Annotated in this window: 23 protein-coding genes and 1 tRNA gene; 6 read left to right on the forward strand and 18 right to left on the reverse strand. The window is 65.2% G+C overall.

The window, feature by feature from the left end; all coding sequences use genetic code 11:
• Positions 1-182: 182 nt before the first annotated feature.
• Positions 183-1,271 (reverse strand): TRAP transporter substrate-binding protein, encoded by a 1,089-nt coding sequence (locus J2R76_RS32460; RefSeq protein ID WP_076827474.1) that lies wholly within the window; start codon positions 1,269-1,271, stop codon positions 183-185.
• A gap of 308 nt (positions 1,272-1,579) precedes the next feature.
• Here J2R76_RS32460 and J2R76_RS32465 point away from each other — a divergent pair, with 308 nt between their 5' ends.
• Positions 1,580-2,665, forward strand: a complete 1,086-nt coding sequence (locus J2R76_RS32465) for an NAD-dependent epimerase/dehydratase family protein (protein WP_253625372.1) — start codon at positions 1,580-1,582, stop codon at positions 2,663-2,665.
• A 212-nt stretch (positions 2,666-2,877) separates the two neighbouring features.
• Here J2R76_RS32465 and J2R76_RS32470 read toward each other — a convergent pair whose 3' ends face one another.
• From J2R76_RS32470 to J2R76_RS32490, 5 genes are all read right to left on the reverse strand, one after another.
• On the reverse strand, positions 2,878-4,185 hold the full coding sequence (locus J2R76_RS32470; RefSeq protein ID WP_253625373.1) for an NAD(P)H-dependent oxidoreductase: 1,308 nt from the start codon (positions 4,183-4,185) through the stop codon (positions 2,878-2,880).
• A 127-nt stretch (positions 4,186-4,312) separates the two neighbouring features.
• Positions 4,313-5,113, reverse strand: a complete 801-nt coding sequence (locus tag J2R76_RS32475) for a phytanoyl-CoA dioxygenase family protein (RefSeq protein WP_050425629.1) — start codon at positions 5,111-5,113, stop codon at positions 4,313-4,315.
• Positions 5,114-5,160: 47 nt separating this feature from the next.
• Entirely contained in the window at positions 5,161-5,835 is a 675-nt protein-coding gene (locus J2R76_RS32480) for a GntR family transcriptional regulator (RefSeq protein WP_057017850.1), read from the reverse strand.
• A 258-nt stretch (positions 5,836-6,093) separates the two neighbouring features.
• Entirely contained in the window at positions 6,094-7,344 is a 1,251-nt protein-coding gene (locus J2R76_RS32485; RefSeq protein WP_253625374.1) for a M20/M25/M40 family metallo-hydrolase, read from the reverse strand.
• A gap of 64 nt (positions 7,345-7,408) precedes the next feature.
• Positions 7,409-8,275 (reverse strand): sigma-70 family RNA polymerase sigma factor, encoded by an 867-nt coding sequence (locus J2R76_RS32490; RefSeq protein WP_253625375.1) that lies wholly within the window; start codon positions 8,273-8,275, stop codon positions 7,409-7,411.
• 110 nt (positions 8,276-8,385) lie between these two features.
• Between J2R76_RS32490 and J2R76_RS32495 the strand changes: the two genes are divergently transcribed.
• Entirely contained in the window at positions 8,386-8,841 is a 456-nt protein-coding gene (locus tag J2R76_RS32495) for a carboxymuconolactone decarboxylase family protein (protein WP_028341912.1), read from the forward strand.
• 169 nt (positions 8,842-9,010) lie between these two features.
• On the opposite strand, the gene J2R76_RS32500 is transcribed toward J2R76_RS32495, so the two are convergent.
• Complete coding sequence (locus J2R76_RS32500; RefSeq protein ID WP_253625376.1) at positions 9,011-9,820, reverse strand: alpha/beta fold hydrolase; 810 nt, start codon at positions 9,818-9,820, stop codon at positions 9,011-9,013.
• Between the two features lie 144 nt (positions 9,821-9,964).
• Here J2R76_RS32500 and J2R76_RS32505 point away from each other — a divergent pair, with 144 nt between their 5' ends.
• A complete protein-coding gene (locus J2R76_RS32505; RefSeq protein ID WP_057017846.1) occupies positions 9,965-10,507 on the forward strand; it encodes a methylated-DNA--[protein]-cysteine S-methyltransferase in 543 nt (180 codons plus the stop codon).
• 230 nt (positions 10,508-10,737) lie between these two features.
• Here J2R76_RS32505 and J2R76_RS32510 read toward each other — a convergent pair whose 3' ends face one another.
• From J2R76_RS32510 to J2R76_RS32530, 5 genes are all read right to left on the reverse strand, one after another.
• On the reverse strand, positions 10,738-11,607 hold the full coding sequence (locus tag J2R76_RS32510; RefSeq protein ID WP_057017845.1) for an MBL fold metallo-hydrolase: 870 nt from the start codon (positions 11,605-11,607) through the stop codon (positions 10,738-10,740).
• Between the two features lie 72 nt (positions 11,608-11,679).
• On the reverse strand, positions 11,680-11,853 hold the full coding sequence (locus J2R76_RS32515; RefSeq protein WP_156436273.1) for a hypothetical protein: 174 nt from the start codon (positions 11,851-11,853) through the stop codon (positions 11,680-11,682).
• 33 nt (positions 11,854-11,886) lie between these two features.
• Entirely contained in the window at positions 11,887-12,501 is a 615-nt protein-coding gene (locus J2R76_RS32520; protein ID WP_057017844.1) for a glutathione S-transferase family protein, read from the reverse strand.
• A gap of 158 nt (positions 12,502-12,659) precedes the next feature.
• Positions 12,660-13,502 carry a fumarylacetoacetate hydrolase family protein gene (locus J2R76_RS32525; protein ID WP_057017882.1) on the reverse strand — a complete coding sequence of 281 codons (843 nt, stop codon included), beginning with the start codon at positions 13,500-13,502 and terminating at the stop codon, positions 12,660-12,662.
• A 140-nt stretch (positions 13,503-13,642) separates the two neighbouring features.
• Positions 13,643-14,491 carry an MBL fold metallo-hydrolase gene (locus tag J2R76_RS32530; protein ID WP_253625377.1) on the reverse strand — a complete coding sequence of 283 codons (849 nt, stop codon included), beginning with the start codon at positions 14,489-14,491 and terminating at the stop codon, positions 13,643-13,645.
• Positions 14,492-14,609: 118 nt separating this feature from the next.
• Between J2R76_RS32530 and J2R76_RS32535 the strand changes: the two genes are divergently transcribed.
• Positions 14,610-15,023, forward strand: a complete 414-nt coding sequence (locus tag J2R76_RS32535; RefSeq protein ID WP_253625378.1) for a DUF3775 domain-containing protein — start codon at positions 14,610-14,612, stop codon at positions 15,021-15,023.
• Positions 15,024-15,205: 182 nt separating this feature from the next.
• On the opposite strand, the gene J2R76_RS32540 is transcribed toward J2R76_RS32535, so the two are convergent.
• From J2R76_RS32540 to J2R76_RS32550, 3 genes are all read right to left on the reverse strand, one after another.
• Positions 15,206-16,195: an NADPH:quinone reductase gene (locus J2R76_RS32540; protein WP_076828120.1), complete on the reverse strand. Its 990-nt coding sequence runs from the start codon at positions 16,193-16,195 to the stop codon at positions 15,206-15,208.
• Positions 16,192-16,974: an SDR family oxidoreductase gene (locus J2R76_RS32545; RefSeq protein WP_057017840.1), complete on the reverse strand. Its 783-nt coding sequence runs from the start codon at positions 16,972-16,974 to the stop codon at positions 16,192-16,194. Before J2R76_RS32545 ends, J2R76_RS32540 begins: the two co-directional genes overlap by 4 nt.
• 133 nt (positions 16,975-17,107) lie before the next feature.
• Entirely contained in the window at positions 17,108-17,623 is a 516-nt protein-coding gene (locus J2R76_RS32550) for a CvpA family protein (RefSeq protein WP_253625379.1), read from the reverse strand.
• Positions 17,624-17,733: 110 nt separating this feature from the next.
• On the opposite strand from J2R76_RS32550, the gene J2R76_RS32555 reads away from it, so the two are divergent.
• On the forward strand, positions 17,734-18,495 hold the full coding sequence (locus J2R76_RS32555; RefSeq protein ID WP_057017838.1) for an SDR family NAD(P)-dependent oxidoreductase: 762 nt from the start codon (positions 17,734-17,736) through the stop codon (positions 18,493-18,495).
• Between the two features lie 312 nt (positions 18,496-18,807).
• On the opposite strand, the gene J2R76_RS32560 is transcribed toward J2R76_RS32555, so the two are convergent.
• Positions 18,808-20,415, reverse strand: a complete 1,608-nt coding sequence (locus J2R76_RS32560) for a GMC family oxidoreductase (RefSeq protein WP_253625380.1) — start codon at positions 20,413-20,415, stop codon at positions 18,808-18,810.
• A 124-nt stretch (positions 20,416-20,539) separates the two neighbouring features.
• Positions 20,540-21,973 (reverse strand): coniferyl aldehyde dehydrogenase, encoded by a 1,434-nt coding sequence (locus J2R76_RS32565; protein WP_253625381.1) that lies wholly within the window; start codon positions 21,971-21,973, stop codon positions 20,540-20,542.
• A gap of 318 nt (positions 21,974-22,291) precedes the next feature.
• Here J2R76_RS32565 and J2R76_RS32570 point away from each other — a divergent pair.
• Positions 22,292-22,368, forward strand: a tRNA-Met gene (locus J2R76_RS32570).
• Positions 22,369-22,501: 133 nt separating this feature from the next.
• Here the strand turns inward: J2R76_RS32570 and J2R76_RS32575 are convergent.
• On the reverse strand, positions 22,502-23,104 hold the full coding sequence (locus J2R76_RS32575) for a hypothetical protein (protein ID WP_253625382.1): 603 nt from the start codon (positions 23,102-23,104) through the stop codon (positions 22,502-22,504).
• Positions 23,105-23,110 lie beyond the last annotated feature (6 nt).

A 23,110-nucleotide genomic window follows, 5' to 3' on the forward strand; every position in this document is an offset into this window, starting at 1 on the left:
GGCACAAGATGAACGAAATAATAAGCGCTGCTCCAGCCCCGTCATTGCGAGCCAACGGGTCGCGCGAACGCGCGCCCGATGACAGGCTCCGCGAAGCAATCCATCTCATCGCAAGCGGAGAAATGGATTGCTTCGTCGCTATCGCTCCTCGCAATGACGGCAGTGTAAAGCCATCGTCCGGTTCAGGTGCGCGTGCGCATCCGCATCATGAAGCTGTCGAACGAGAGCTCGGCGACCTGCATCCAGGCCAGCGATTCGTTGCGGTAAGCGGCCAGGCTCGCATGCATCCTGCCGAAATGCGGATTGCTCTTGGAAAGATCCGCGTAGATCTCGTTGGCCGCGTTGTAGCAGGCTTCCAGCACCTCCTGCGGGAATGGCCGCAACTGCGCGCCGGCCACGATCAGGCGCTTCAGCGCCGGCGGGTTGACCGCATCATATTTGCCGGTCACCCAGGTGAAGGTGTCCTCGGAGGCGGCCTGGATCGCGGCCTGATAGTGCTTCGGCAGCGCGTTCCACTTGTCCTTGTTCATCACATTGTGGCCCTGGCCGGTACCTTCCCACCAGCCGGGGTAGTAGTAGAACTTCGCGACCTTGACGAAGCCGAGCTTCTCGTCGTCATACGGCCCGACCCATTCAGCGGCGTCGATGGTGCCTTTTTCCAGCGCCGGATAGATGTCGCCGCCGGCGATCTGCTGCGGCACCCCGCCGACCTTGGCGATGATGGTGCCGGCGAAGCCGCCGACCCGGAATTTCAAGCCCTGGAAATCCGCCATCGACTTGATCTCCTTCCTGAACCAGCCGCCCATCTGGGCGCCGGTCGAGCCGGTCGGAATGCCGATGCAGTTGAATTCTGCGAGCAGATTGTTGAGCAGGTCGGTGCCGCCGCCCCATTGCAGCCAGGAAATGTGCTGGCGCGTGTTGAGGCCGAACGGCAGCGACGTGCCGAAGGTGAAGGCGGGATTCTTGCCCCAGTAGTAATACAGCGCGGTGTTGCCCATCTCGACCGTGCCGTTGGAGACGGCGTCCAGCACCTGCAGGCCGGGGACGATCTCGCCGGCGGCGAACGGCTGGATCTGGAAGCGGTTGTCGGTGATCTCGGCGACGCGCTTGCAGAAGAATTCACAGCCGCCATAGAGCGTATCGAGCGCCTTCGGCCAGCTCGCCGCGAGCCGCCACCTGACCTCCGGCATCGATTGCGCGACCGCGGGCGCGGCGACCGCCGTCGCAGCCAGCCCGACGCCGCCTGCCTTCAAGAATTCACGACGTTTCATGCGTATCCCTCCTGTGTGCCGATACCTCGACAAGGGGAACGATCTTGGTGCCGTCTTTCTTCGCCGATCGATCGACATTCTGTGATGAATGTGTCCGGTGGCCCTCGACGGGCTCTTGTTGTGGAAATCCGAGTTTCCGGTTCCGCCGGTCAGGATGATCGTTTGCCGGAGGAAATCAAGCGCCTGCCTTCGTTGCAGGTGCGAAGGACAATCGGCGCTGTCGGTCTCATCCGATACCCGCCGCGATGGCTGCCGGCCCTGCCGCGATCTGCTACGCAGGGCGGGTGGGTTGATGGGAGTTCAAGGACATGGCCAACAAGAAAATCGTGGTTGCCGGCGCAACCGGCCTCGTGGGCAACGCCGCCTTGCGACACTTCGGCGCATCCGACGATTGCGAGCGCATTGCGCTGTCGCGCCGCAAGCCACGCGATCTCTATGGCGCGCGGCATGTGCGAATCGATCTCACCAGCGCGGAGGATTGCCGTCGCGCCGCGGCGGAGCTCGGCGGCGCAACGCACCTGATCTACGCCGCGCTCTATGAGGCGCCCAGCCTGGTTGATGGCTGGCGCGATGCCGGCCAGATCGAAACCAACGACCGGATGCTGCGCAATTTGATGGGCGTGCTCGAACCCGTCGCGCCCGATCTCAAGCATGTCGCGCTGCTGCAGGGCACCAAGGCCTATGGCGTGCATGTCCGGCCGCTCACGGTGCCGGCGCGCGAGGGCCGTTCCGAGATGTACGAGCAGCCGAATTTTTATTGGGCGCAGGAGAATTTCCTGCGCGAGCTGCAGCGGGGCAAGAGCTGGCACTGGAGCATCCTGCGCCCGGTCCTGATCATCGGCGAAGCCATGGGCGGAGCGATGGATCTGATCCCGCCGCTCGGCGTCTATGCGGCGGTGCTGCGCGCGCAGGGCAGGCCGCTGGATTATCCCGGCGGCGCGCCGCGCGTCGCGCAGGCGGTCGATGTCGATCTGCTGGCACGCGCGATCGCCTGGTCGGGCGGCGCCGAGGCCGCGCGCAATGAAGCCTTCAACGTCACCAATGGCGACGTCTTCACCTGGGAAAATATCTGGCCGGCGGTATCGGATGCGCTCGAGATGACGCCGGGCCGGCACGTGCCGCTGTCGCTGGCGCAGGAATATCCGAAATGGATCGCGCCGTGGGACGAATTGCGCAGGACGCACGACCTGATCGCGCCCGGCCTGGAGGAGTTCGTCGGCCTGTCCTTCCAATATGCCGATTACAGCATGCGCTACGGACAGACTGAATCGGGTCCGCCGTCGATCGTCTCGACGGTGAAGATCAACCAGGCCGGCTTCACCGAGATGATGGATACGGAAGCGATGTTCCGGAAGTGGTTCAGGCTGGCGAAGGCGAGCCGGCTGCTGCCGTAGTCATTGAGCCGCGCTCCATCTTCTCCCTCTTCCCGTTCTTACGGGGAGAGGGTTGGGGTGAGGGGCATCCATCCGGCGAGCACTTCGCCGCTTGTTGAGCAGTTTGCCTCGCCCCTCACCCGGATCACACCGGACGATGCTTCGCATCGCCGGGGCGACCCGACCTCTCCCCGCAAAGGGGGAGAGGTGATGGACGTCCCGTCGTTCGAGCGTCAGCGCGAAAACGCCTGCTCCATCGCCTTGCGCGTCTTGATCGTATCGTTGCTCTCGTCGACCTCGACATCGCTCCAGCGCACGACAGCGCCATAGGCGACGTCGTTCTTCAGCTTCACCCGATGCGCAAGCCCGATCGGCAATGCGCCGGCGGCGAGGCTGGCGGCGGCCGGCATCAGCTTGCCCCACACGGTGTAGCCGCCTTCGCCGTCGAGCATCTCGCCGGCGCGCAGATTGCGCTTGGCCACCGCTGCGACGTCGCCGCGGAAGCCGCGCGGTTGCCCGGTCGGCTCGTTGCGCAGCGCTGCCGACAGCACGGAGATGTTCAGCTCGAGTCCGATCAGATGATACGGCTTGTACATCGCCGCATAGCGGCCGGAGGCGTCGGTCTTGAGGCCGTACTGCTTGAAGCAATCGGCGGCATAATCGTTGGGCGCCTCCAGCACCACATAGACGCCCCAGCGCAGATCACGGAACACCGGACGGCCGTCGCGCTCCAGCGACGACACCACTTCGACGATGCCGGATTTCTCCAGCACGCCGCCCTTGTCGCGCGGCCGCATCACATGCGGCAGGTCGTCGACGCCGCAGGGCGGAAACAGCAATCCCTCCGACGGCACGTCGAGGGTGCAGGCGTTGGCGATCGCCGCCATCTCGATCGCGGATTTGGTGCCGTCGAGGAAGGAGTTGAACATCTGGGGATTCATGCCGGCGGATTGCGCCTCGCCGGCGGTGAGCCCGTAATGCTGCCACACACCGTCCGGCGTGACGTCGTGATAGGCCGGCAGGTACTTTGTGCCCTTGCCGGCGGCGACGACGCGGAAGCCTGTCGCGCGGGCCCAGTCGACCATCTCGGCTGTCAGCGCCGGCTGGTCGCCATAGGCCAGCGAATAGACCACGCCGGCCTTGCGTGCCTCCTCGGCGAGCAGCGGCCCCGCCAGCACATCGGCCTCGACATTGACCATCACGACATGTTTGCCGGCGGCAATCGCCGCGCGGGCATGGCGGATGCCGACGGCGGGATTGCCGGTCGCTTCCACCACGACATCGAATGCGCCGCCGGCGATCGCACGCGCGCCGTCGTCGGTGAAGGTGGTGGCGCTGATCCGCGCGTCGTCCCAGCCGACCGTGCGGCACGCCTCGCGGGCCCGGTCACGGTCGAGATCGACGATCACGGGCACCTCAAGCCCCGGCGTGTGCGGCACCTGCGACAGGAACATCGAGCCGAATTTTCCGGCGCCGATCAGGACGACGCGCACCGGCTTGCCGGCGGCGGCGCGGGTTTTGAGGAGGTGATGCAGGTTCATGATGCTTTCCAAAGGGTCGTTCCGGGGCGCGTGAAACGCGAACCCGGAACCTCGAGATTCCCCGATGCGCAATTGCGCATCTGCGGTTCGACGCTAACGCACCGCCCCGGAATGACGGTCGAAGACTTTACTCCGCCGCCTGCCGCGGTGCACGAGCGAGCCGCAGCAGCGCGTCGTCGGCGACGGTCTGGATCGGCGTGAAGTCGCGGTGCGCGATGTAGTCGGGCCGCGTCGGGGTGCGGATGTAATTCGAGACCGCGTTCAGCGTCAGGTAGACGATCTTGCGCGGGTAGGGCGTGATGTTGCCGCTCGATCCGTGCACCAGATTGCCGTGGAACATCAGCATGCCGCCGGGCTTGCCGGTCGGCGCGACGATGCCGCCCTGCTTCACCAGGCGGGTCACGGTTTCCTCGTCCAGCGTCCACAGCGGATAGGATGTGGTTTCGAGATCGTGCGAGGCTTTCAGATCGCCCGCGGTCTGGCTCTGCGGCACCAGCATCAAGGGGCCGTTGATCGGCATCACCTCGTCGAGGAAGATCGCGATGTTCATCGCGCGCGGCTCCGGCATGCCGTCATCGCGCTTCCAGGTGCCGTAGTCCTGGTGCCACTGCCAGACGTCGCCGGTGAAGGCCGCCTTCGCGTTGATCTTGAACTGATGCATGTAGACCTTCTCGCCGAACAGCTGCTCGATGGGATCGATCATGCGCGGATGCGCGCCGAGGGTGCCGAACGCCTCATTGTAGAGATGCGCGGCGAAGGCCGTGCGCGGCGCGCCGCTCTTCTCGCGCCACACCTCGGGGCGGTTGGCGTCATAGATCGAGACTGCTTCGCGCGCGAGGAAGTCGACCTCTTCCTGGCTGAACAGCTCGGGCAGGAACAGCCAGCCTTCGCGATGGAAAAATTCGACCTGCTCTTGGGTCAGTTTCATGGTGCTTTCCTCCTGTTGTTATTGTCATCCGGGGCGATGCGTGAACGTCACGCCGCCACGTCGATTGCCCTCAGCTTCTCCTCGGTCATCCGTCCTGCCGTCTGCGCATGCGCCAGCGCCGCGGCTTCTGCCGCTGCGGCATTGCCGGAAAAAACATGCGCGGCGATGGTCTCGTGCTCGGTCCAGGCGCTGCCGCGGTAATCGAGCTCGGCGAGCACGGTCGCCATCGAGCGGCGCATATGCGGCCATTGCGGCGCGATCATCTCCTCGATCGCGGAATTGCCGGCGAGGCGATAGATCGCGCTGTGGAAATCGACGTCGAGTGCGATCAGGCGCGCCAGCGGCGTGCCGTCGTCGATCGCGCGTCCGGCTTCGAGCGCGGCTTCGAGTTGCGCGCGTGCCGCGGCATCTTCCTTTACACGCGTAGCGGCAAGCCGTGCCGCCAGCGCATCGATGGCGCCGCGGACTTCATAGAGTTCGCGGATGCGCTGCGGATCGAGCTGCGTCACCTCGAAGCCGCGTTTGCCGCTCTCCGCGACAAGGCCCTGGCGATGCAACAGATGCAGGGCGTGCGAAATCGGCTGGCGCGAGACGCCGAGCCGATCGGCAAGTTCGTTCTGGGTGATGCGCTGGCCAGGCAGCAGCGTGCGGTCGATGATCGCTTCGAGCAATCGTCCGTAGACCTGGTCGATGAGGTTTGGAAGCGGGTCCAACGGGATCATACCGACTGTTCAGTTTGGAATACGGAATTCCGTGTTCGAAAATGAGGTTACTGCGGGTTGGGGGAGCGGTCAAGGCTCCGGTTTGCGACCACGCTAAGCGATTGAGAATGGGCCGGTTTTTGACCGGGCCGCGCTGCGACAGCCGTCCCAACGTCGTGATGGCCGGGCTTGGGTCGGCCGTCCGCGTCCTTCTTGATGCCGGGACCAGAGCGGCGGATGCCCGGGACAAGCCCGGGCATGACGAGTTTTTCGGAAACGCTACTTCGCCTTGCCCAGCTCCATCAGCGTCCGCGTCATCAGATAGAGCCGCGGCACGATCGAGTTGGTGTCGATGTATTCGTCGCGCGCGTGATAGCCCCAGCCGGCGAGGCCGAAGCTTTCGACCACGACGGCCTTGCCGCTGCGCGCGGCGTAGCCGGCGTCGGTCGCGCCGCCGGTCATTTCCGCGATGTCGAGCGTGCGCCCGAGCTCGGTGTAGATCGCCTGTCCCTGCCTGGCGAGCGCGCGGCCGCGATCATCGGCGACGAACGGCGGACGGCCCGCGACGACCTTCACGGTCACCTCGGTGTCCGCGATCAGTCTGTTCTTCACCTTCTCGTCGAGCGCGGCCTGCAGCTTTTGCACGCCGTCGGGAATGGTGAGGCGGATGTCGGCGCCGGCGGTGGCATGATCGGGGATCTGGTTGCGCACAGTGCCGGCCTTCGCGGTGGTCCAGTTCAGCTGCGTGCCCGGAATCGATTTCGCGATGTCCTGGGTCTGCAGCAATTGATGCGCGAGCTCGATCAGCGCGTTGCGGCCGAGCTGCGGCGCCGCGCCGGCATGCGAGGCCTTGCCTTTCACATCGATCGTGCCGGTGGCGGTGCCGCTGGCGCCGAGCAGCAGGCTCTCGTTCTTGGCCACCGGCGGCGCCACCGTCGGCTCGCAGGACAGCACCACGTCGTGCTGGTCGGCGAGCTCGGCGATGATCTCGCCGGAGCCGATCGAGCCGACCTCCTCATCCGGATTGAACGACACCGTGAGCTTGGCGTAATCGCGCCAGCCCGCATCGTTCAGGATCTTGAGCGCATGCAGGATGACGGCGATGCCGCCCTTGTCGTCGGCAATGCCGGGTCCGTAGATCCTGTTGCCGTCGACCTTGTAGGGCTGGGTGTCGAGGATGCCGTGCTCATACACCGTATCCATATGCGCGATCAGCATCAGCTTCTTCGTGCCGCTGCCCTCAAAGCTGCCGATCACCATGTCGGCGCCGGCGCCCTTCGTGGTCTTGCGCCGCTCGGTCTTGGCGCCGAGCGCCTTCAGCCGTGCCTCGGTGTAGTCGGCCATCTTCTTCAGGCCTTCGACATCGCCGGAGCCCGACTCGATCAGCACCATGTCGTGCAGGCTCTCGATCACGGCCGGCTGGGCCTGCTCGGCGGCCGCACGCAGCTTCTCGTCTGCGGCGGCAAAGGCGGAGGAGGAGGCAAGGGCGAGCAGGCCGGCCGACGCGAGCAATTTGATGGATAGTTTCATGATTGTCCTCCCTGCGCAGATGCAGGGAGACACTAGCATTGCGACTTTGCTGCCTCCAGCTGTGTCAGCTGCGCTCAAGCACCTCGACATCGAAGGTCTCGATCTCCGAGACGTCGGCGGTCGCATCGATCGCCGCGATCCGGTCACCTGAGATCGTGACCTGCAGCACGACGCGGAGCGCGCCGCCGAAGATGACGGCAACGCCGATCCCGCCGTCGACCAGCGCGGGCCTCGCCGCCTGCGCGCGTCCCTTGAAGCTTTCGGCAACCGCTGCGGCGCCGCGGATGACGGGCAGCGAGCCGAGCCGCTGCGCAGCCTGATCGGCGCGCACCACGACGTCGGGCGCCAGCACGGCCAGCAGTCCTTCGAAATCGCCGTTGCGGGACGCCGCAAGAAAGGCCTCGACGATGCCGCGCTGCCGGCTGAGATCGGCATCCGGTGCGGGCGGCGTGCCCTGCACGCGACGCCTGGCGCGGCTGGCGAGCTGCCGCGCGGCGGCCGGCGTGCGCCCGACGATCGGCGCGATCTCCTCGAACGGTACCGCGAACATGTCGTGCAGCACGAAAGCCAGCCGCTCGGCCGGCGCCAGCGTTTCCAGCACCACGAGTAGCGCGGCGCCGACGGAATCGGCCATCTCGGTCTCGCGCTCGGACGGATTGTCCGCGATCGGCTCCGGCACATGTGGGCCGATCGGCTCCTCGCGGCGCGATTTGCGCGAGCGCAGCATGTCGAGACAGATGCGCGCGATCACCGTGGTCAGCCAGCCCCCGAGATTGTCGACCGCCGCCGTGTCGGTGCGGCCGAGCCGCAGCCAGGTTTCCTGCACGGCATCGTCGACTTCGGCGGTCGAGCCCAGCATGCGATAGGCCACCGCCCGCAGGCGCGGCCGGTTGGCCTCGAACTGCTCGGTGAGAGAATTTTTCTCGTCCATCGGTCACATTCCCTTTGTCCGCTCCGTCATGGCCATGACGAACGAAACTGCGCCGATGTGACAACAGATCGGCACGGCGCCGTCAAAAGGCAATTCAGGAGAATGACATGATGAAAGCCCGCATGAACCACCCGGTGATGGTTGTTCCCGAGGCCATGAAGGCGCTGCAGGCGCTGAGCGAGAGCACCAAGCCAGCTCTGCCGGAAAAGCTGCTGGAACTGGTGCATCTGCGCGCCAGCCAGATCAATGGCTGCAGCGTCTGCGTCGATATGCACCCAAAGCTCGCCCGGCGTGCCGGCGAGACCGACGAGCGGCTGTTCGCGGTCGGTGCCTGGCGCGACGCGCCGTATTTCACCGAGGCCGAGCGCGCCGCGCTGGCGCTGACCGAAGCGGTGACCCGGCTCAGCGACCGCGAGGATCCGGTGACGGACGCGGTGTGGGACGAGGCCGCCAAGCACTTCGACGAGCAGCAGCTCGCGTCCCTGGTGCTGGGTATCGCGGCGATCAACGTCTGGAACCGGCTCAACGTCGCGGTGCGCCAGCCGGTCGGCGCCTGGAAGGTGTGAGAGAGTAGCTTTCTTACTTCGCCTCTCCCCTTGTGGGAGAGGCCGCCACCGATGCGTCGCATCGGTGGCGGGTGAGGGGTCTGCCTCCGCGGAGAGAACCCCTCACCCGGCACGATGCCGCTGCGCACCATCGCGCCACCCTCTCCCACAAGGGGAAAGGGTGCACCGCTTACGCGGAGAGAAACTCCAGCACGATCTCGCAGTAGCGCTGCGGGGCCTGCTCGAACATCGGATGGGTGGTGCCCGGGATCATCTCGGTGCGCGAACCCTTCACATTGGCGGCGAGCGCGTGCAGCACCTTCGGCAGCACGCCCTTGGTGTTGGCGCCGCCGATGAACAGCGTCGGCGTCTTGATCGCTTCCGCGTCCGCCTTCGAGAATGGCGGGCGTTGGTCGCGGGTCTGGCCGATCAGCGTGGTCGCATTGTCGCGCAACAGCTGCTTGGAGGTTGCCGGAATCCGCTTCCACGCGCCGGGGCCTTCGAGCGCGTCCATGAAGATCTGCAAGCCGCCGTCGATGTCGCCCTTGGCGATTTCCGCCGCGCATGCCGCGAAGCGTGCTGCCAGCGGCGAGGGGCCCGGCTTGAAATCGGGATCGAGGGTCTCGTCGAGCTCGCCGCCCGGCTCGGCGAGGATCAGCTTGCGCAACAGGTCGGGCCGCCGCTGCGCGGCACGGAAGCAGATATGGCCGCCGCGGGAATGCCCCATCAGGTCGACCGGTCTGGTGTCGAATTTTTCGATAAAGGCGATCACGTCGTCGACGTGCTGCGCGATCGAATAGGTGTCGCCGATGCCGTCCCAATGCGCCGGGAAGAAATGCCGCAGGCTGACCGCGATCACGCGGTGCCGCCGCGTCAGCGGGCCGAGCACCGCCGACCAGATCCGGAAGTCGCACAGCGAGCCGTGCACGCAGATCAGCGGCGGGCCCTCTCCGACATCGAGATAGGGCATGTCGAAACCGTTGACGTGGAGGCTGTGCATTTTGGGCTCGCGGAGAGGCAGGAGATGTTGTTGATTTGGCCGAAGTTCCCACGGAATTCGGGTGGATAGCAACATTCTCCAAGCCTAGATTCCGGATCAACGGCAGGCTCACGCGAGAGCTGAAGGGAACATCTGGAGCGAGCCATGACCGGCCAGCATTTTGCAATCTTCGAGACCATGATCGGCGCCTGTGGCGTCGTCTGGGGCGAGCACGGCGTTACCGGGGTGCAGCTGCCGATGGGCACCGAGGAGAAGACCCGCAAGCGGATCTTCCAGCGCAACGGCGAGGTCACCGAGGCGGCGCCGCCGGCCGAGGTGCAGCACGCGATCGACGGCATGATCGAGCTGCTCGCCGGCAAGCCGAACGACCTTGCCGACATTGTGCTCGATCTCGACGGCGTGCCGGAATTCAACCGCGGCGTCTACGACATCGCGCGGAAGATCCCGCCGGGCAAGACCGTAACCTATGGCGATATCGCCAAGCAGCTCGGCGGGGTCGAGCTGTCACGCGATGTCGGCCAGGCGCTCGGCCGCAACCCGTGCCCGATCGTGGTGCCTTGCCACCGCGTGCTGGCGGCGGGCAACAAGCCGGGCGGCTTCTCGGCCAATGGCGGCGTCGTCACCAAGCTGAAGATGCTGCAGATCGAAGGCGCGATCGTGAACCACACGCCGAGCTTGTTTGATTGAGGTGCACGCTCTTCTTATCCTCCCCTGGAGGGGAGGATCGGTTCGCATGAAATGCGAACCGAGGTGGGGTGAAGGTCTCTCGTAACGGGCGCTGCCCGCGTTGAGAGATCACCCCACCCCGTCTCACATTGCGCTGCGCCTGATGTGAGCCACCCAGAGAGCGAGCTACGCTCGTCTCGACCCCTCCAGGGGAGGGTGGCAGGGTGCGACTATCGCGAGTTTGGCTCACGTCACACCGTTTCGCACACAAACCCGCTGCCCTTCCGCCTGATCTTGCCAATCGACGGCGAGGGGAAATGCGCGGGGCAGCACAGCGTGTCGGTGTCGCAATAACGCTCCAGGAAGCCGCGCCGCGTCTTCGCGGCTTGCGCCTGGTCGACATCGAACTTCGCCGACAGCTCCGGATAATGCGTCTGGATCGGCGAGTGCATCAGATCGCCCGAAAAGACCGCAGCGTCCTTGCCGCGGCCGAAGGCGAAGGCGACGTGGCCCGGCGTGTGGCCGGGCGTCGGCAGGATGCGAGCATGGTCGCCGATCGCAAAGTCATGGCCGACGATCTCGGCGCGCTTGGCCTCGACCACCGGCAGCACGCTGTCCACGAAAGGCGGGACTTCCGCCTTCGCGTTGCTCTCGGTCCAGTAGTCGAACTCGGCCTTGTCGAACACGTAGCGCGCGTTTGGAAAGGTCGGCACCCAGCGGCCGTTCTCCAGCCGCGTGTTCCAGCCGACGTGATCGACATGCAGATGCGTGCACATCACATAGTCGATGTCAGCGACGGAGAAGCCGGCTGACGCCAGACTGCGCAGATAGTTGTCGTCGGTCTTCATATTCCATTTCGGCCGCGCCGGCCGCGGCTTGTCGTTGCCGATGCAGCTGTCGATCAGGATGGTATGGTGCGGTGTCTTCACGACGTAGGACTGGAACGCCAGGATCAAGGTGTCGCTGTCGTCGAGCGCACCGGTGGCCTGCATCCAGCCGCGGTTCTCGGCGAGCACGTCCGGCGTCAGTCCGGGCAGCATGTCGTGCGCGGGCAGGAACGTGGTCTCCTGCTCGACGATGCGATGAATGGTGAGATCGCCGGCGGCAAACTTCAGGCTCATGGTGATTCCTTGGCGTTGGCGCTTTCGAGCGAGGTGGAGTCCGGTTCGCGTGAAGAAGCGCGCAGGAAAGTTCTAGTGCGCGTCGCGCACGGCGGGAATGATGATGTTGGCAAGGATATCCATCGCCGCAAGGCCTTCCTTCGGCTGGCCGTACCGGGCTGCCGCCGTCATCATCACAAGGTCGAGATCGGAGCCGGGCCGGCGATGCACAAGACCTGCGCCGGGAGGTGAGAGGCGGGGAGGCATTCGCGCGTCACATGCTCCCCGCTGTTGCCGTGGTCACGCCGCCGGCGGCGCCGAGATCTTCACCGACGGCCGCTCCAGCATTTTCTGGTAGAACGCGTCGAGCTTGGGATAGGCCTTGCGCCAGCCGCAATCGGCGAAGCGGAAATCGGCATAGCCGAGCACACAAACGAGGCCGATCTGCGCGATGTCGAACGACGCGCCATCGAGAACATCCGGCCGGTTCTCGAACCGCGCCATGCCGGCCCAGGCCCTGTTCCAGTGATCGTCGTGCCAGGCCTGCCACAGCGAGCCCTGCGGCCGCACCATTTTCTCGTAGCGGCACAGCAGCATGGAATCGAGCATGCCGTTGAGCAGGGAGTGATCGGTCTTCAGCTTCCAGCGCCGCGGGCCGTAGCCCGGGATCAGTCGGCCGCCGCCGAGCTCGTTGAGATATTCGACGATGACGTAGGAATCGAGGATGACGTCGCCATGGTCGAGGATCAGCACCGGCAGTTTCTTCAGCGGCGAGATCTTGGAGTATTCGTCGTTGGCCGTGCCGGGCGCGACGGTCGCCGGCACCAGCTCGATCTTGTCGATCAGGCCAAGCTCGATCGCCGCGATGCGCACCTTGCGGGCGAACGGGGAGGCGGGAGAGAAGGTGAGTTTCATGGAGATGACCTCTTTACGAACACACAGTCGTCATCCTGAGAGACCGTGAATGTATGACTCTCGATGACGCAACATACTCGATGTCGTCCCGGCCTAGTGCGCAATTGCGCACGGGAGCCGGGACGACGAGGGGAGAGATTGCGCTGTATCCCCGAAAACTACGCCCCAACGATTTCCTGGCGCTGCTCGCCGAGGCCTTCGATGCCGAGCGTCACGACGTCGCCGACGTTGAGATATTGCGGCGGTTTCATGCCGGTGCCGACGCCGGGCGGGGTGCCGGTCGTGACGATGTCGCCGGGCAGCAGCGTCATGAACTGCGAGACGTAGGAGATGCACTTCGCCATCGTGAAGATCATGGTCGAGGTCGTGCCGGTCTGGCGGCGCTGGCCGTTGACGTCGAGCCACATCGACAGCTTCTGCACGTCGGCGATTTCATCCTTGGTGACGAGCCACGGGCCGACCGGGCCGAACGTGTCGTGCGACTTGCCCTTGGTCCACTGTCCGAGGCGCTCGATCTGGAAGTTGCGCTCGGAGACGTCGTTGCAGATGCAGTAGCCGGCGACGTGGTTCAGCGCGTCGGCCTCCGAGACATATTTGGCGCGGGTGCCGATGATGGCGGCGATCTCGACTTCCCAGTCGAGCTTGGTCGAACCGCGCGGCTTCTCGACCGGATCGTTGGGACCGGACAGCGCGGTGTTGGCCTTCAGGAAGAAGATCGGCTCGGACGGGATCGGGTTGCCGGTTTCCTTGGCGTGGTCGGAATAATTCAGGCCGATCGCGACGAATTTGGAGATGCCGGTGACGGGGGCGCCCAAGCGCGGCTTGCCGGCGACGGCGGGCAGGGAGGCGGGATCGAGGGCAGCAAGCTTCTTCAGCGATTCCGGCGTGTAGGCATCGCCGGTCAGGTCCTTCAGATGGGCCGAGAGGTCGCGGAGCTGGCCGGATTTGTCGATCAGACCGGGCTTTTCCGCACCCTTTTCGCCATAACGAACAAGCTTCATGTTGATCACTCCCTACGATGTCCTGAGGATTGTTACTGGTATACCTCGACACGCTTCATGGAACAGCGCGCCGGGAAATTCAACCGCCCTGAGCGCGCTGCATTGCTGCCAAGCCTTATTTCAAGGCCATTTCGGTCCAATCAGCCCAGCGCGATAAACCTGAACGCGTCGCCGTCGCGCTTGATGTGGCCGGCATTGAAATGCCCGCCGATCACCAGCGTCGACGTATCGGCAAAGCGCGCGAACAATTCGCGCCGCGTCGCGGCCGATTGCTGCTGGTCGGAGTCCGCGGTCGACGACCAGTCGAGGTGGTACATCTGGCAGGGATGATGCGCGACATCGCCGGTTAGCAGCCCTTCCTCGCCGCCGGACCTGATGTGGATGCTCATATGGCCGGGGCTGTGTCCGGGCGTCGGGATCAGCGTGATCTCCTCGGTCAGCCGGTGATCGCTCGGCACCAGTTCGGCCTTGCCGGCATCCGCGATCGGCTTCACGGAATCGGCGAACACGGCGGCATGCGCGGGATCGTCGCTATGGTCGCGCCAGTGCTCGTATTCGGTCTTGCCGAACACGTAGCGCGCCTTGGCGAAGGTCGGGACCCATTTACCGCCGACGAGTTTGGTGTTCCAGCCGACATGGTCGACATGCAGATGCGTGCACAGCACGGTGTCGATGCTGTCTGGGGCAAATCCGGCTGTGGTCAGTTTTTCCAGGAACGGATCGCTGCGGTTGTTCCAGGTCGGCACGTTGCGGCCCTGTTTGTCGTTGCCGAGCCCGGTGTCGACGATGATGCGGTGCTCCGGCGTTTCCACCAGCAGCGAATGGATCGACATCTTCAGCCGGCCGTCCTCGTTGGCGAAATGCGGGATCAGCCAGGGCAGGCTCTGGATCTCTTCCCGGCCGGCCAGCGGCAGGATGAAGCGGGTGCTGCCGACCGTCTCGAGCTCGACGACTTTCGTGATCCTGACCTTGCCTACGGTCCAGTGCATGCGGCGTGTCCTCTATTTTTTTGTTGCTCTTGCCGGACCATGCGGGTTTCCGCACGCCGGCGCAATGGATCAAGTCGGCGCCTCCTGCGTTACCGCCTCGTTGACGAAGGAGTGTGCAATGCCGGAACTCGCAATCTCCCCTGAAAAGGTCGGCTTCTTGATCGAGAAGGCGCGGGAATTCGACGTCAAGGAGGGGCTCGTCGATCCCGACTCCGGCTCGAACGGCGCCGACGACGACATGATCGATGTGCTGGAGGATGACGGCACCGATCCGGTGGCGCGCGAGATCACCGGCTTCATCAACGCGCTCAGCGAGGACGAGCAGGTCGACCTCGTCGCCCTGATGCGGCTCGGCCGCGGCGACGGCACGATCGAGGAATGGGCCGATCTGCGCCGCGAGGCGGCGCGCGGACGCACCGGCCATGTCGCCAACTATCTGTTGGGCGAGCCGATGCTCGGCGATCTCCTGGCTGAAGGACTCGACGAGTTTGGCCTGGGGCCGAGCGGCGAACGCATCACGCCGATCCACTAAGGATGCGGCTCCTTGCTTACCTCGCCCCGCTTGCGGGGAGAGGTCGGAATTCAAGCGTAGCTTGAATTCCGGGTGAGGGGGGCCTCCGCAATCTTTGCCTTCACCGTCTTTGCGGTGACAGCCCCTCACCCCAACCCTCTCCCCGTAAGAACGGGGAGAGGGAGCAGGAAGGAGAAACCGTGCTAACGCGCGCAGTCGACGATCACGGTGCCGATCTTGTCGCCCTTCTCGACGGCGAGATGGGCGTCGGCGGTCTCGGCGAGCGCGAATTGCCCGGCGATATTGTGCACGCGGGTGCCCGACGCCAGCCATTTGGTGATGTCGGCCTGCGCGGCCGCGAGCAGCGGCGGCGGCAGCGCGAACAGCACCAGCGAGCGCACGGTGATGCATTTCTCCATTAATTCGCGCACCGGCAGCGTGGGGGTGCGGTTGCCGTTGGTGGCGTAGACCGCGATCGTCGAGTTCATGGCCATGATCTTCAGCGTGGTCGCGAGATTGCCGCCGAAATCGACGTCGATCACGCGGTCGACACCGCGGTTCTCGGTGAAGGCCATCACCTTCGAGACGACGTCCTCGGTCCGGTAGTTGACGACGGTGTCCGCGCCGGCGAGCCGTGCCTCGACGTCCTTGACCTGCGAACTGACGGTCGCAATCACGCGCGCGCCGCCCCATTTTGCCAATTGCACGGCGTAGTGGCCGACCGCGCCGGCGCCGCCGGTAACCAGCACCGTCTGCCCCGAGATCGGGCCGTCGGCGAACAGCGCGCACCACGCCGTCATGCAGGGGATGCCGAGCGTAGCTCCAGCTGCGAACGACACGTCCTGCGGCAGCGGCGTCACCAGGTAATCGGCCAGCGTGATGTATTCGGCCGCGGTGCCGAAGGCGCGGCCGTTGCGCTGGCCGTTGAACAGCCAGACGCGGTCGCCGACGGCAAAGCGCGTGACGCCTTCACCGACCTGGTCGATGATCCCGGCACCGTCGCTGTTCGGGATCACGCGCGGGAACTCCATCGCGCGATAGTTGCCGCTGCGGCGGCCGACATCGGCCGGGTTGACGCCGGACGCCTCGAGGCGAACCCGGACTTCACCGGGACCAGCCTCGGGCGTCGGCATCTCGCCGACGGTAAGCACCGTCGGCGCCGCGCCGGTCCGTTCGTACCAAACAGCTCTCACAACGTGCCTGGGAAGGCGCCGCCATCGAGCAGCAGGTTCTGCCCGGTGATGAAGCCGGCCTTGGCCCCGCACAGGAATGCGCAGGCATAGCCGAATTCGTCGGGATCGCCGAAGCGGCCGGCAGGGTTCAGCTTGGCACGCTCGGCCAGCACCTGCTCGGCCGAGATGCCGCGCTTCTCGGCCTCGGGCTTCGCGGTGCCGCGCAGGCGGTCGGTCTCGAACGGGCCCGGCAGCAGGCCGTTGATGGTGACGTTGTTGATCACGGTCTTGCGCGACAGGCCGGCGACGAAGCCGGTGAGGCCGGCGCGGGCGCCGTTGGACAGGCCGAGGATCTCGATCGGCGCCTTCACCGCCGCCGAGGTGATGTTGACGATGCGGCCGAACTTGCGCGCCATCATGCCGTCGACGGTCGCCTTGATCAGCTCGATCGGCGTCAGCATGTTGGCGTCGATCGCCTTGATCCAGTCGTCGCGGGTCCAGTTGCGGAAATCGCCCGGCGGCGGGCCGCCGGCATTGTTGATCAGGATGTCGGGCTCGGGGCAGGCCTTGAGCACGGCTTCGCGTCCCGCCGCCGTCGTGATGTCGCCGACGATCTCGGTGACGGTGACGCCGGGGTGCGCCTTGCGGATTTCGTCGGCGGTCTGCTTCAGCGCCTCGGCGCCGCGCGCCGTCAGGGTAACGTGCACCCCCTCATTGGCGAGCGCGATCGCGCAGGCGCGGCCCAGTCCCTTGCTCGATGCGCAGACGATGGCACGGCGGCCTTTGATTCCAAGATCCACGGTTCACTCCCTGTGATGTCGGTCGGTTTGTAAAGGTTTGATGGCACCAGTCTAGCGAAGCTCGGCGGCGCCGATAAGGGACGTGCAATGCATAAGTGCATGCCGGGCAGGAACAGTGCGGTGGGCCGGCGCCCTAGATGCGTTGCTCGCGCCGCAGCCGCTCGATCGCCATGGTGGCCTCGGGCGGCAGCGAGCGGAATCCGGCCTGTCCGGCCGCGGAGAACAACGGCCGCAATTGCGATCCGTTGAGGAATTGCGGCTGTCTGGCGAGCGGCACCAGCTGATCGAACACCAGCACCAGCGTGGTCACGACGAGGCCGACCCTGATGGCGCCGAGCAGCGCGCCGCCGAGGCGGTCGCCGATCCCGATCTCCGCGCCGATGGTGTCGTCGAGCATCGTCCGCGCCATCTTTCCGAGGATGACGCCAATCAGGAGAAAGAGGCCGAACAGCAGCACGCCATTGGGCGGAAACGGCGACGACGGCAGCGTCGCGATGTGGGGCCCGATCATCGCCAACGCGGCGACTGCAAGCGGCATGGCGACGAGATAGGCCAGGATAGTGACCGCGCTGCGCAACAGGCCGGTCGTGAAGCCGGTCACCACTGCGAACACCGATCCGAGGATGACGGCAAGGTCGAAGAGATTCATGGATGAGGAATTCCTGCCCCAATCTCCTACTGTCCCCTGGTTGATCAAGCCTGCTTACATCAGGGACAATTGTCGCTATCACTCGTCCGCTTCAATCCGGGAACCTGTCGATGTCCGACCTATTCGATGTCAGTAAAGAAATCATCCTCATCACCGGCGCCTCGCAGGGGCTCGGGCGGCAATTCGCCCGCGTGCTGGCGGCACATGGCGCCGCGGTGGTGCTGGCCGCGCGCCAGACCGCGAAGCTGAAAAGCCTCGAGGAGGAGATCAAGGCTAAGGGCGGCCGCGCTGCCGCGGTGCAGATGGACGTCGCGGATATTTCCGGCATCGCGCAAGCGCTCGACGCCGCGGAAGCCGCGCTCGGTCCGGTCACGGTCCTGATCAACAATGCCGGCATCGCGATCGAGAAGCTGTCGACCGAGCAGACCGAGGCGGATTGGGACGCCGTGATCAGCGCTAATCTGAAGGGCGCCTACTTCCTCGCGACCGAACTTGCGCGGCGCATGATGGCGCGCAAGCAGCCGGGCAATATCATCAACGTCGCGTCCGTGCTCGGACAAGGCGTGCTCAAGGCCGTGTCGCCCTATGCGATCTCCAAAGCCGGTATGATCCAGGGCACCAAGGCGATGGCGCTGGAGCTTGCCGGCAACAACATCCGGGTCAACGCGCTGGCGCCGGGCTATATCGATACCGAGATGAACCATGATTTCTGGTCGACGCCGGCGGGCGAGCGGCTTGCCAAGCGCATTCCACAGCGCCGGGTCGGCGCCGAGTCCGATCTCGACGGCGCGATCATGCTGCTGGCCTCGAACGCCTCGCGCTACATGACCGGGACGGTGGTGACGGTGGATGGCGGGTTCTTGCTGAACTAACTTTGTAGCCCGGATGAAGCGCAGCGAAATCCGGGGAGCATGCGTGAAGGTCCCGGATTACGCTTCGCTTCATCCGGGCTACGATTGCAACGCATCAGGTCACGAGCACGGCCCGAGGCAGTCGGGCGCGGTTTCTGGATAATAGAAGAATGCCGCTGATTTGCCCGACGAGTCAAGTCGCCGTGTCGAAGCCGGCAGCCCCCCGGCTCCTTTGCATGGGGTTGTTTTCGATATTTTGGCAATGCGGCCCTGCGACGGCAGCCTCATAGGGGGGCAAAGGCGCTCTTGCGCCGTGCCCACCCTACGCATTGGTCACCCCGCCCGCATCTCCGCCCTGATCATGTCGGCCGCCTTCTCGCCGATCATGATGGTCGGTGCATTGGTGTTGCCGCCTATCAGGGTCGGCATGATCGAGGCGTCGACTACGCGCAGGCCTTCGAGCCCGTGCACGCGCAGCTTCGGATCGACCACCGCGAGCGGATCGCCGGTGCCCATCTTGCAGGTGCCGACCGGGTGATAGACTGTGTCGACGCGCTCGCGCAGGATGCTGCGGATATCGTCGTCGGTGCGCACGTTGGATGTGAAGACGTCCTTCTGCTGCAGGGCGCGCAGCGCCGGCGCCTCCATCAGCCGTCGTGTGGTCTTGTAGCCCTCGACCATCGATTCGAGATCGGCCTCCTCGCCGAGGAAGTTGGGGTCGATCAGCGGCGCCTGCATCGGGTCGCTGCCGGCTAGCGCGACGCTGCCGCGGCTCTTCGGCCGCAGCAGGCAGACATGGCAGGAGAAGCCGGTGCCGCCGTGGCGCTTGCGGCCGTGGTCGTCGACCATCGCCATGCCGAAATGCAGCTGGATGTCGGGGATGTCGAGATCGGGCCGCGTCTTCAGGAAGCCGCCGCATTCGGCGAAGTTCGAGGTGAGGGGGCCGCGGCGCTCGCGCCGATATTGCATGATGGCGCGGACGAGCCGCGGCATGCCCTTCAGCGAGATGCCGGCGAAGTTCGGATTGTCGGACATGTAGCCGAAGATGAAATCGGGATGGTCCTGCAGGTTTTGGCCGACGCCGGGCAGATGATGCACGCTGGCGAGGCCGTGCTTGCCGAGCGCTGCGGCATCGCCGACGCCCGACAGCATCAACAGCTGCGGCGACTGGAACGCGCCGGCGGCAAGCAGGACTTCGCGCCGCGCGCGGATTTGCTTCAGCTCCTTGCCCTGGCGGTATTCGACGCCGACCGCGCGCTTGCCCTCGAACAGGATGCGCGTTGCGTGCGCATTGGTCTCGACGCGAAGGTTGGGACGCCTGCCGATATGCGGATGCACATAGGCGCGTGCCGCGCTCCAGCGCTCGCCGTTGCGTTGCGTCACCTGGTAGATGCCGAGGCCCTCATGGTCCTCGGCATTGAAATCCTCGCGGATGCGGAATTGCGCCTCCTGCGCCGCCTGCAGGAAGGTCTGCTGGATCGGATTGCCGGAGCGCAGCTTGTTGACGGCGAGCGGGCCGCCCTTGCCGTGATACTCGCCGTCGAAATCGGAATTGTCTTCCGAGCGCTTGAAATAGGGCAGCACGTCGGCGAACGCCCAGCCGGCATTGCCGAGCGCGGCCCAGTGGTCGTAATCGGCGCGATGGCCGCGAATGTAGACCATGGCGTTGATCGCCGAGGAGCCGCCGAGCCCCTTGCCGCGCGGCTGATAGCCGATGCGGCCGTTGAGGCCTTTCTGCGGCACGGTGTTGAAGGCCCAGTTGTTGACGGTGCCCGCGACCATCAGCACCAGGGCGCCCGGCGTGGTGACGACCCAATTGTCATTGGTGCCGCCGGCGTCGAGCAGCGCCACCGACGTCGCCGGATCCTCCGACAGCCGCCCCGCCACCGCGCAGCCGCCGGAGCCCGCGCCCACCACCACGAAATCGAATGTGTCAGTCACGTTTCCCCCATTCCTTATTTGTCATTCCGGGGCGATGCGTTAGCATCGAACCCGGAATCTCGAGGTTCCCCGATGCGCAATTGCGCATCTGTGGTTCGCTTCGCGCCCCGGAACGACAGCACTTCTACGACAACATCCGCATCAGCTTCTCCAGCCGCGCGACCTTCGCGCCATAGGGCGGATAGAGATCGGCAAGCCGGTTGAAGCGCGAGCGGTAGAACACCGGCTTGAACTTGGTCAGCGTCTTAAACCCCCACTCGCCGTGATAGGCGCCGGTGCCGGAGGCGCCGACGCCGCCCATCGGTTGATAGGCCTGCGCGAAGTGGAACAGGCAGTCATTGACGGTGACGCCGCCGGACACCGTGCGCGCCAGCACCGCATCGCGGGCGGCGCTGTCGGTGCCGAACCAGTACAGCGCCAGCGGGCGATCGCGGCTGTTGACGAAGGCGATCGCTTCCGTCGCATCGCGCACGCCGATGACCGGCAACAGCGGCCCGAAGATCTCCTCCTGCATCACCATCATGTCCGGCGTCGCGTCAACGATCACGGTCGGCGGAAATTTGCGCCTCGCCTTCCACTCGCGGTCGTTCGGCGCTGCCGGCTGCATGATGGTCGCGCCTTTCGCGGCGGCGTCGGCGACCAGCCCCTCGAGGCGTGCATAGTGCCGATCCGAGACGATCGACGTGTAATCGGCGTTATCGGGATCGGTACCGAACATGTGCTGCATGTGACCCTGTAGCCGCATCGCGAAGGGTTGCACCGAGGCCTGCGGCACCAGCGCGTAATCGGGCGCGATGCAGGTTTGGCCGGCATTGAGCAGCTTGCCATAGGCGATGCGCTGCGCGGCTTCGTCGATGTCGGCGGAGCCGTCGACGATCACGGGCGACTTGCCGCCGAGCTCGAGCGTCACCGGCGTCAAATTGCGGCCACAGGCTTCGGCCACCAGCTGGCCGACGCGGGTCGAGCCGGTGAAAATCAGATGATCGAACGGCAGCGCGGCAAACGCCCTTGCGATTTCGTCGTCGATATCGGTGACCGCGAGCTCGGTGACATCGAATTTTTTTGCGATCGTCTCCATCAGCAACCCGGCAAAGCGCGGCACCAGCTCGCTCGGCTTGATGATGGCGCGGTTGCCGGCCGCGATCGCGGCGACCGCGGGCGCCAGGGTCAGCTGCAGCGGATAATTCCACGGCGCGATGATGCCGACCACGCCGAGCGGCTGCGGCATCAGCCGGTTCTTGGCCGGCGCGAACTGCACCGTGGTCGGGACCTTCCGCGGCGCCATCCAGCCCTTGAGGTGCCTGGCCGCGTGCCTGATCTCGCCGAGCACCAGCATGGTCTCGGCGATCGCGGTCTCGACGGTAGAGCGGTGGCCGAAATCGGCCGAGATCGCCGCCTCGAATCGCGTCTCATTCTCGGTCAGCGCGGCGCGCAGGCGGCGCAGCCGGTCGAGCCGTGCCTGCAATGTCGGCGCCGGCTCGCTGCGCGACAGCTCGAACTGGCGATGAAAGGCCTCCTCAAGCGCATGCAGCCCCGGGCTCTTCAATGGCCGGTCCATGGCATTTCCCCCTCGGATGACGCATTCTTGACTGATTTGTTGCGCGCCAAGCTCCGCTTTTGCGCGCGGTCTGGCAAGGCCCGGTTCCCGGCAGCAAATCCTGCCGGGATAAGCCGGCGATTTCGACGTCACAAAATCCTCAAAAACCCGCATCCGGGGCTTTCCAAACCGGGCTCACGTTGATACATACGCCCCGCACCCGATGGCCTCGGCCCGGGTCGCCTTCTCAGGAAGCCCCCGGACGGATCGATCGGCGCCGTTGAAAAGCGTTGGCCGGCCGGCTCAGGCACCCTTTCTGCAAGGCACGCAACGGTTTAACGCGGGGTGGAGCAGCCCGGTAGCTCGTCAGGCTCATAACCTGAAGGTCATAGGTTCAAATCCTATCCCCGCAACCAAAGTCCGGACCAACCGGTTCCGATAAAATGGCCCGCATCTCGCGGGCCATTTTTGCTTTAGGAGGACGATCGGGCCGCGTGTCGTCGACCGATTAGGCGCAGATCACGGCATTTCCGCAACACGGGCCGCTCCCTAGACGATGAAATGGAATTCGTGCCACGCACTCCAGCTGATGCCATCGCTGGCGCGAACCCAGAGGTCGTCAGGCACGGTGCCGCCCTGGAATGTCGTGCTCGCAATTTGAGCCGCGCTGACGTTGATGGCGGTGCCGGTGGGCTGCGCATTCCCGCCAATGCTCCAGTGGCCGCTGCTTGCCGACGGCGTCGAATCCCAGAGTTGATATTGTGCGATACTGTCGCCGTCGGCATCCGCGACTGAAAACAGGGTTAAGGCGGCCACGCTCTGGTTGGCCGTCGCGTGGAAGTCGGACGCGGTCACCAACGGAGCGCTGTCAACCGGCGCGGTGACGTGAAACTCCTTCCACGCGCCCCAGGCAAAGCCGTCGTAAGCCCTCACCCAGAGATCGTCCGAACCCGAGCCGCTTTGAAAGCTTGTGCTCGAAAGCTGGGCTGCCGTGACATTGATGGCGGCATTGGTGCCTTGGGCGACTCCTCCGACAACCCAGTGCCCGCTGCTCGCATCCGCCGTCGAATCCCACACCTGATAGTTTGTGATGGTGTCGGCAGCGATACGATCACCCAGTACGCCTTCTGGGACACCGGCGGGAACGGCCATTGGGTT

It is taken from the genome of Bradyrhizobium sp. USDA 4532, assembly GCF_024171315.1.
Classification (GTDB): Bacteria; Pseudomonadota; Alphaproteobacteria; order Rhizobiales; family Xanthobacteraceae; genus Bradyrhizobium; species Bradyrhizobium australafricanum.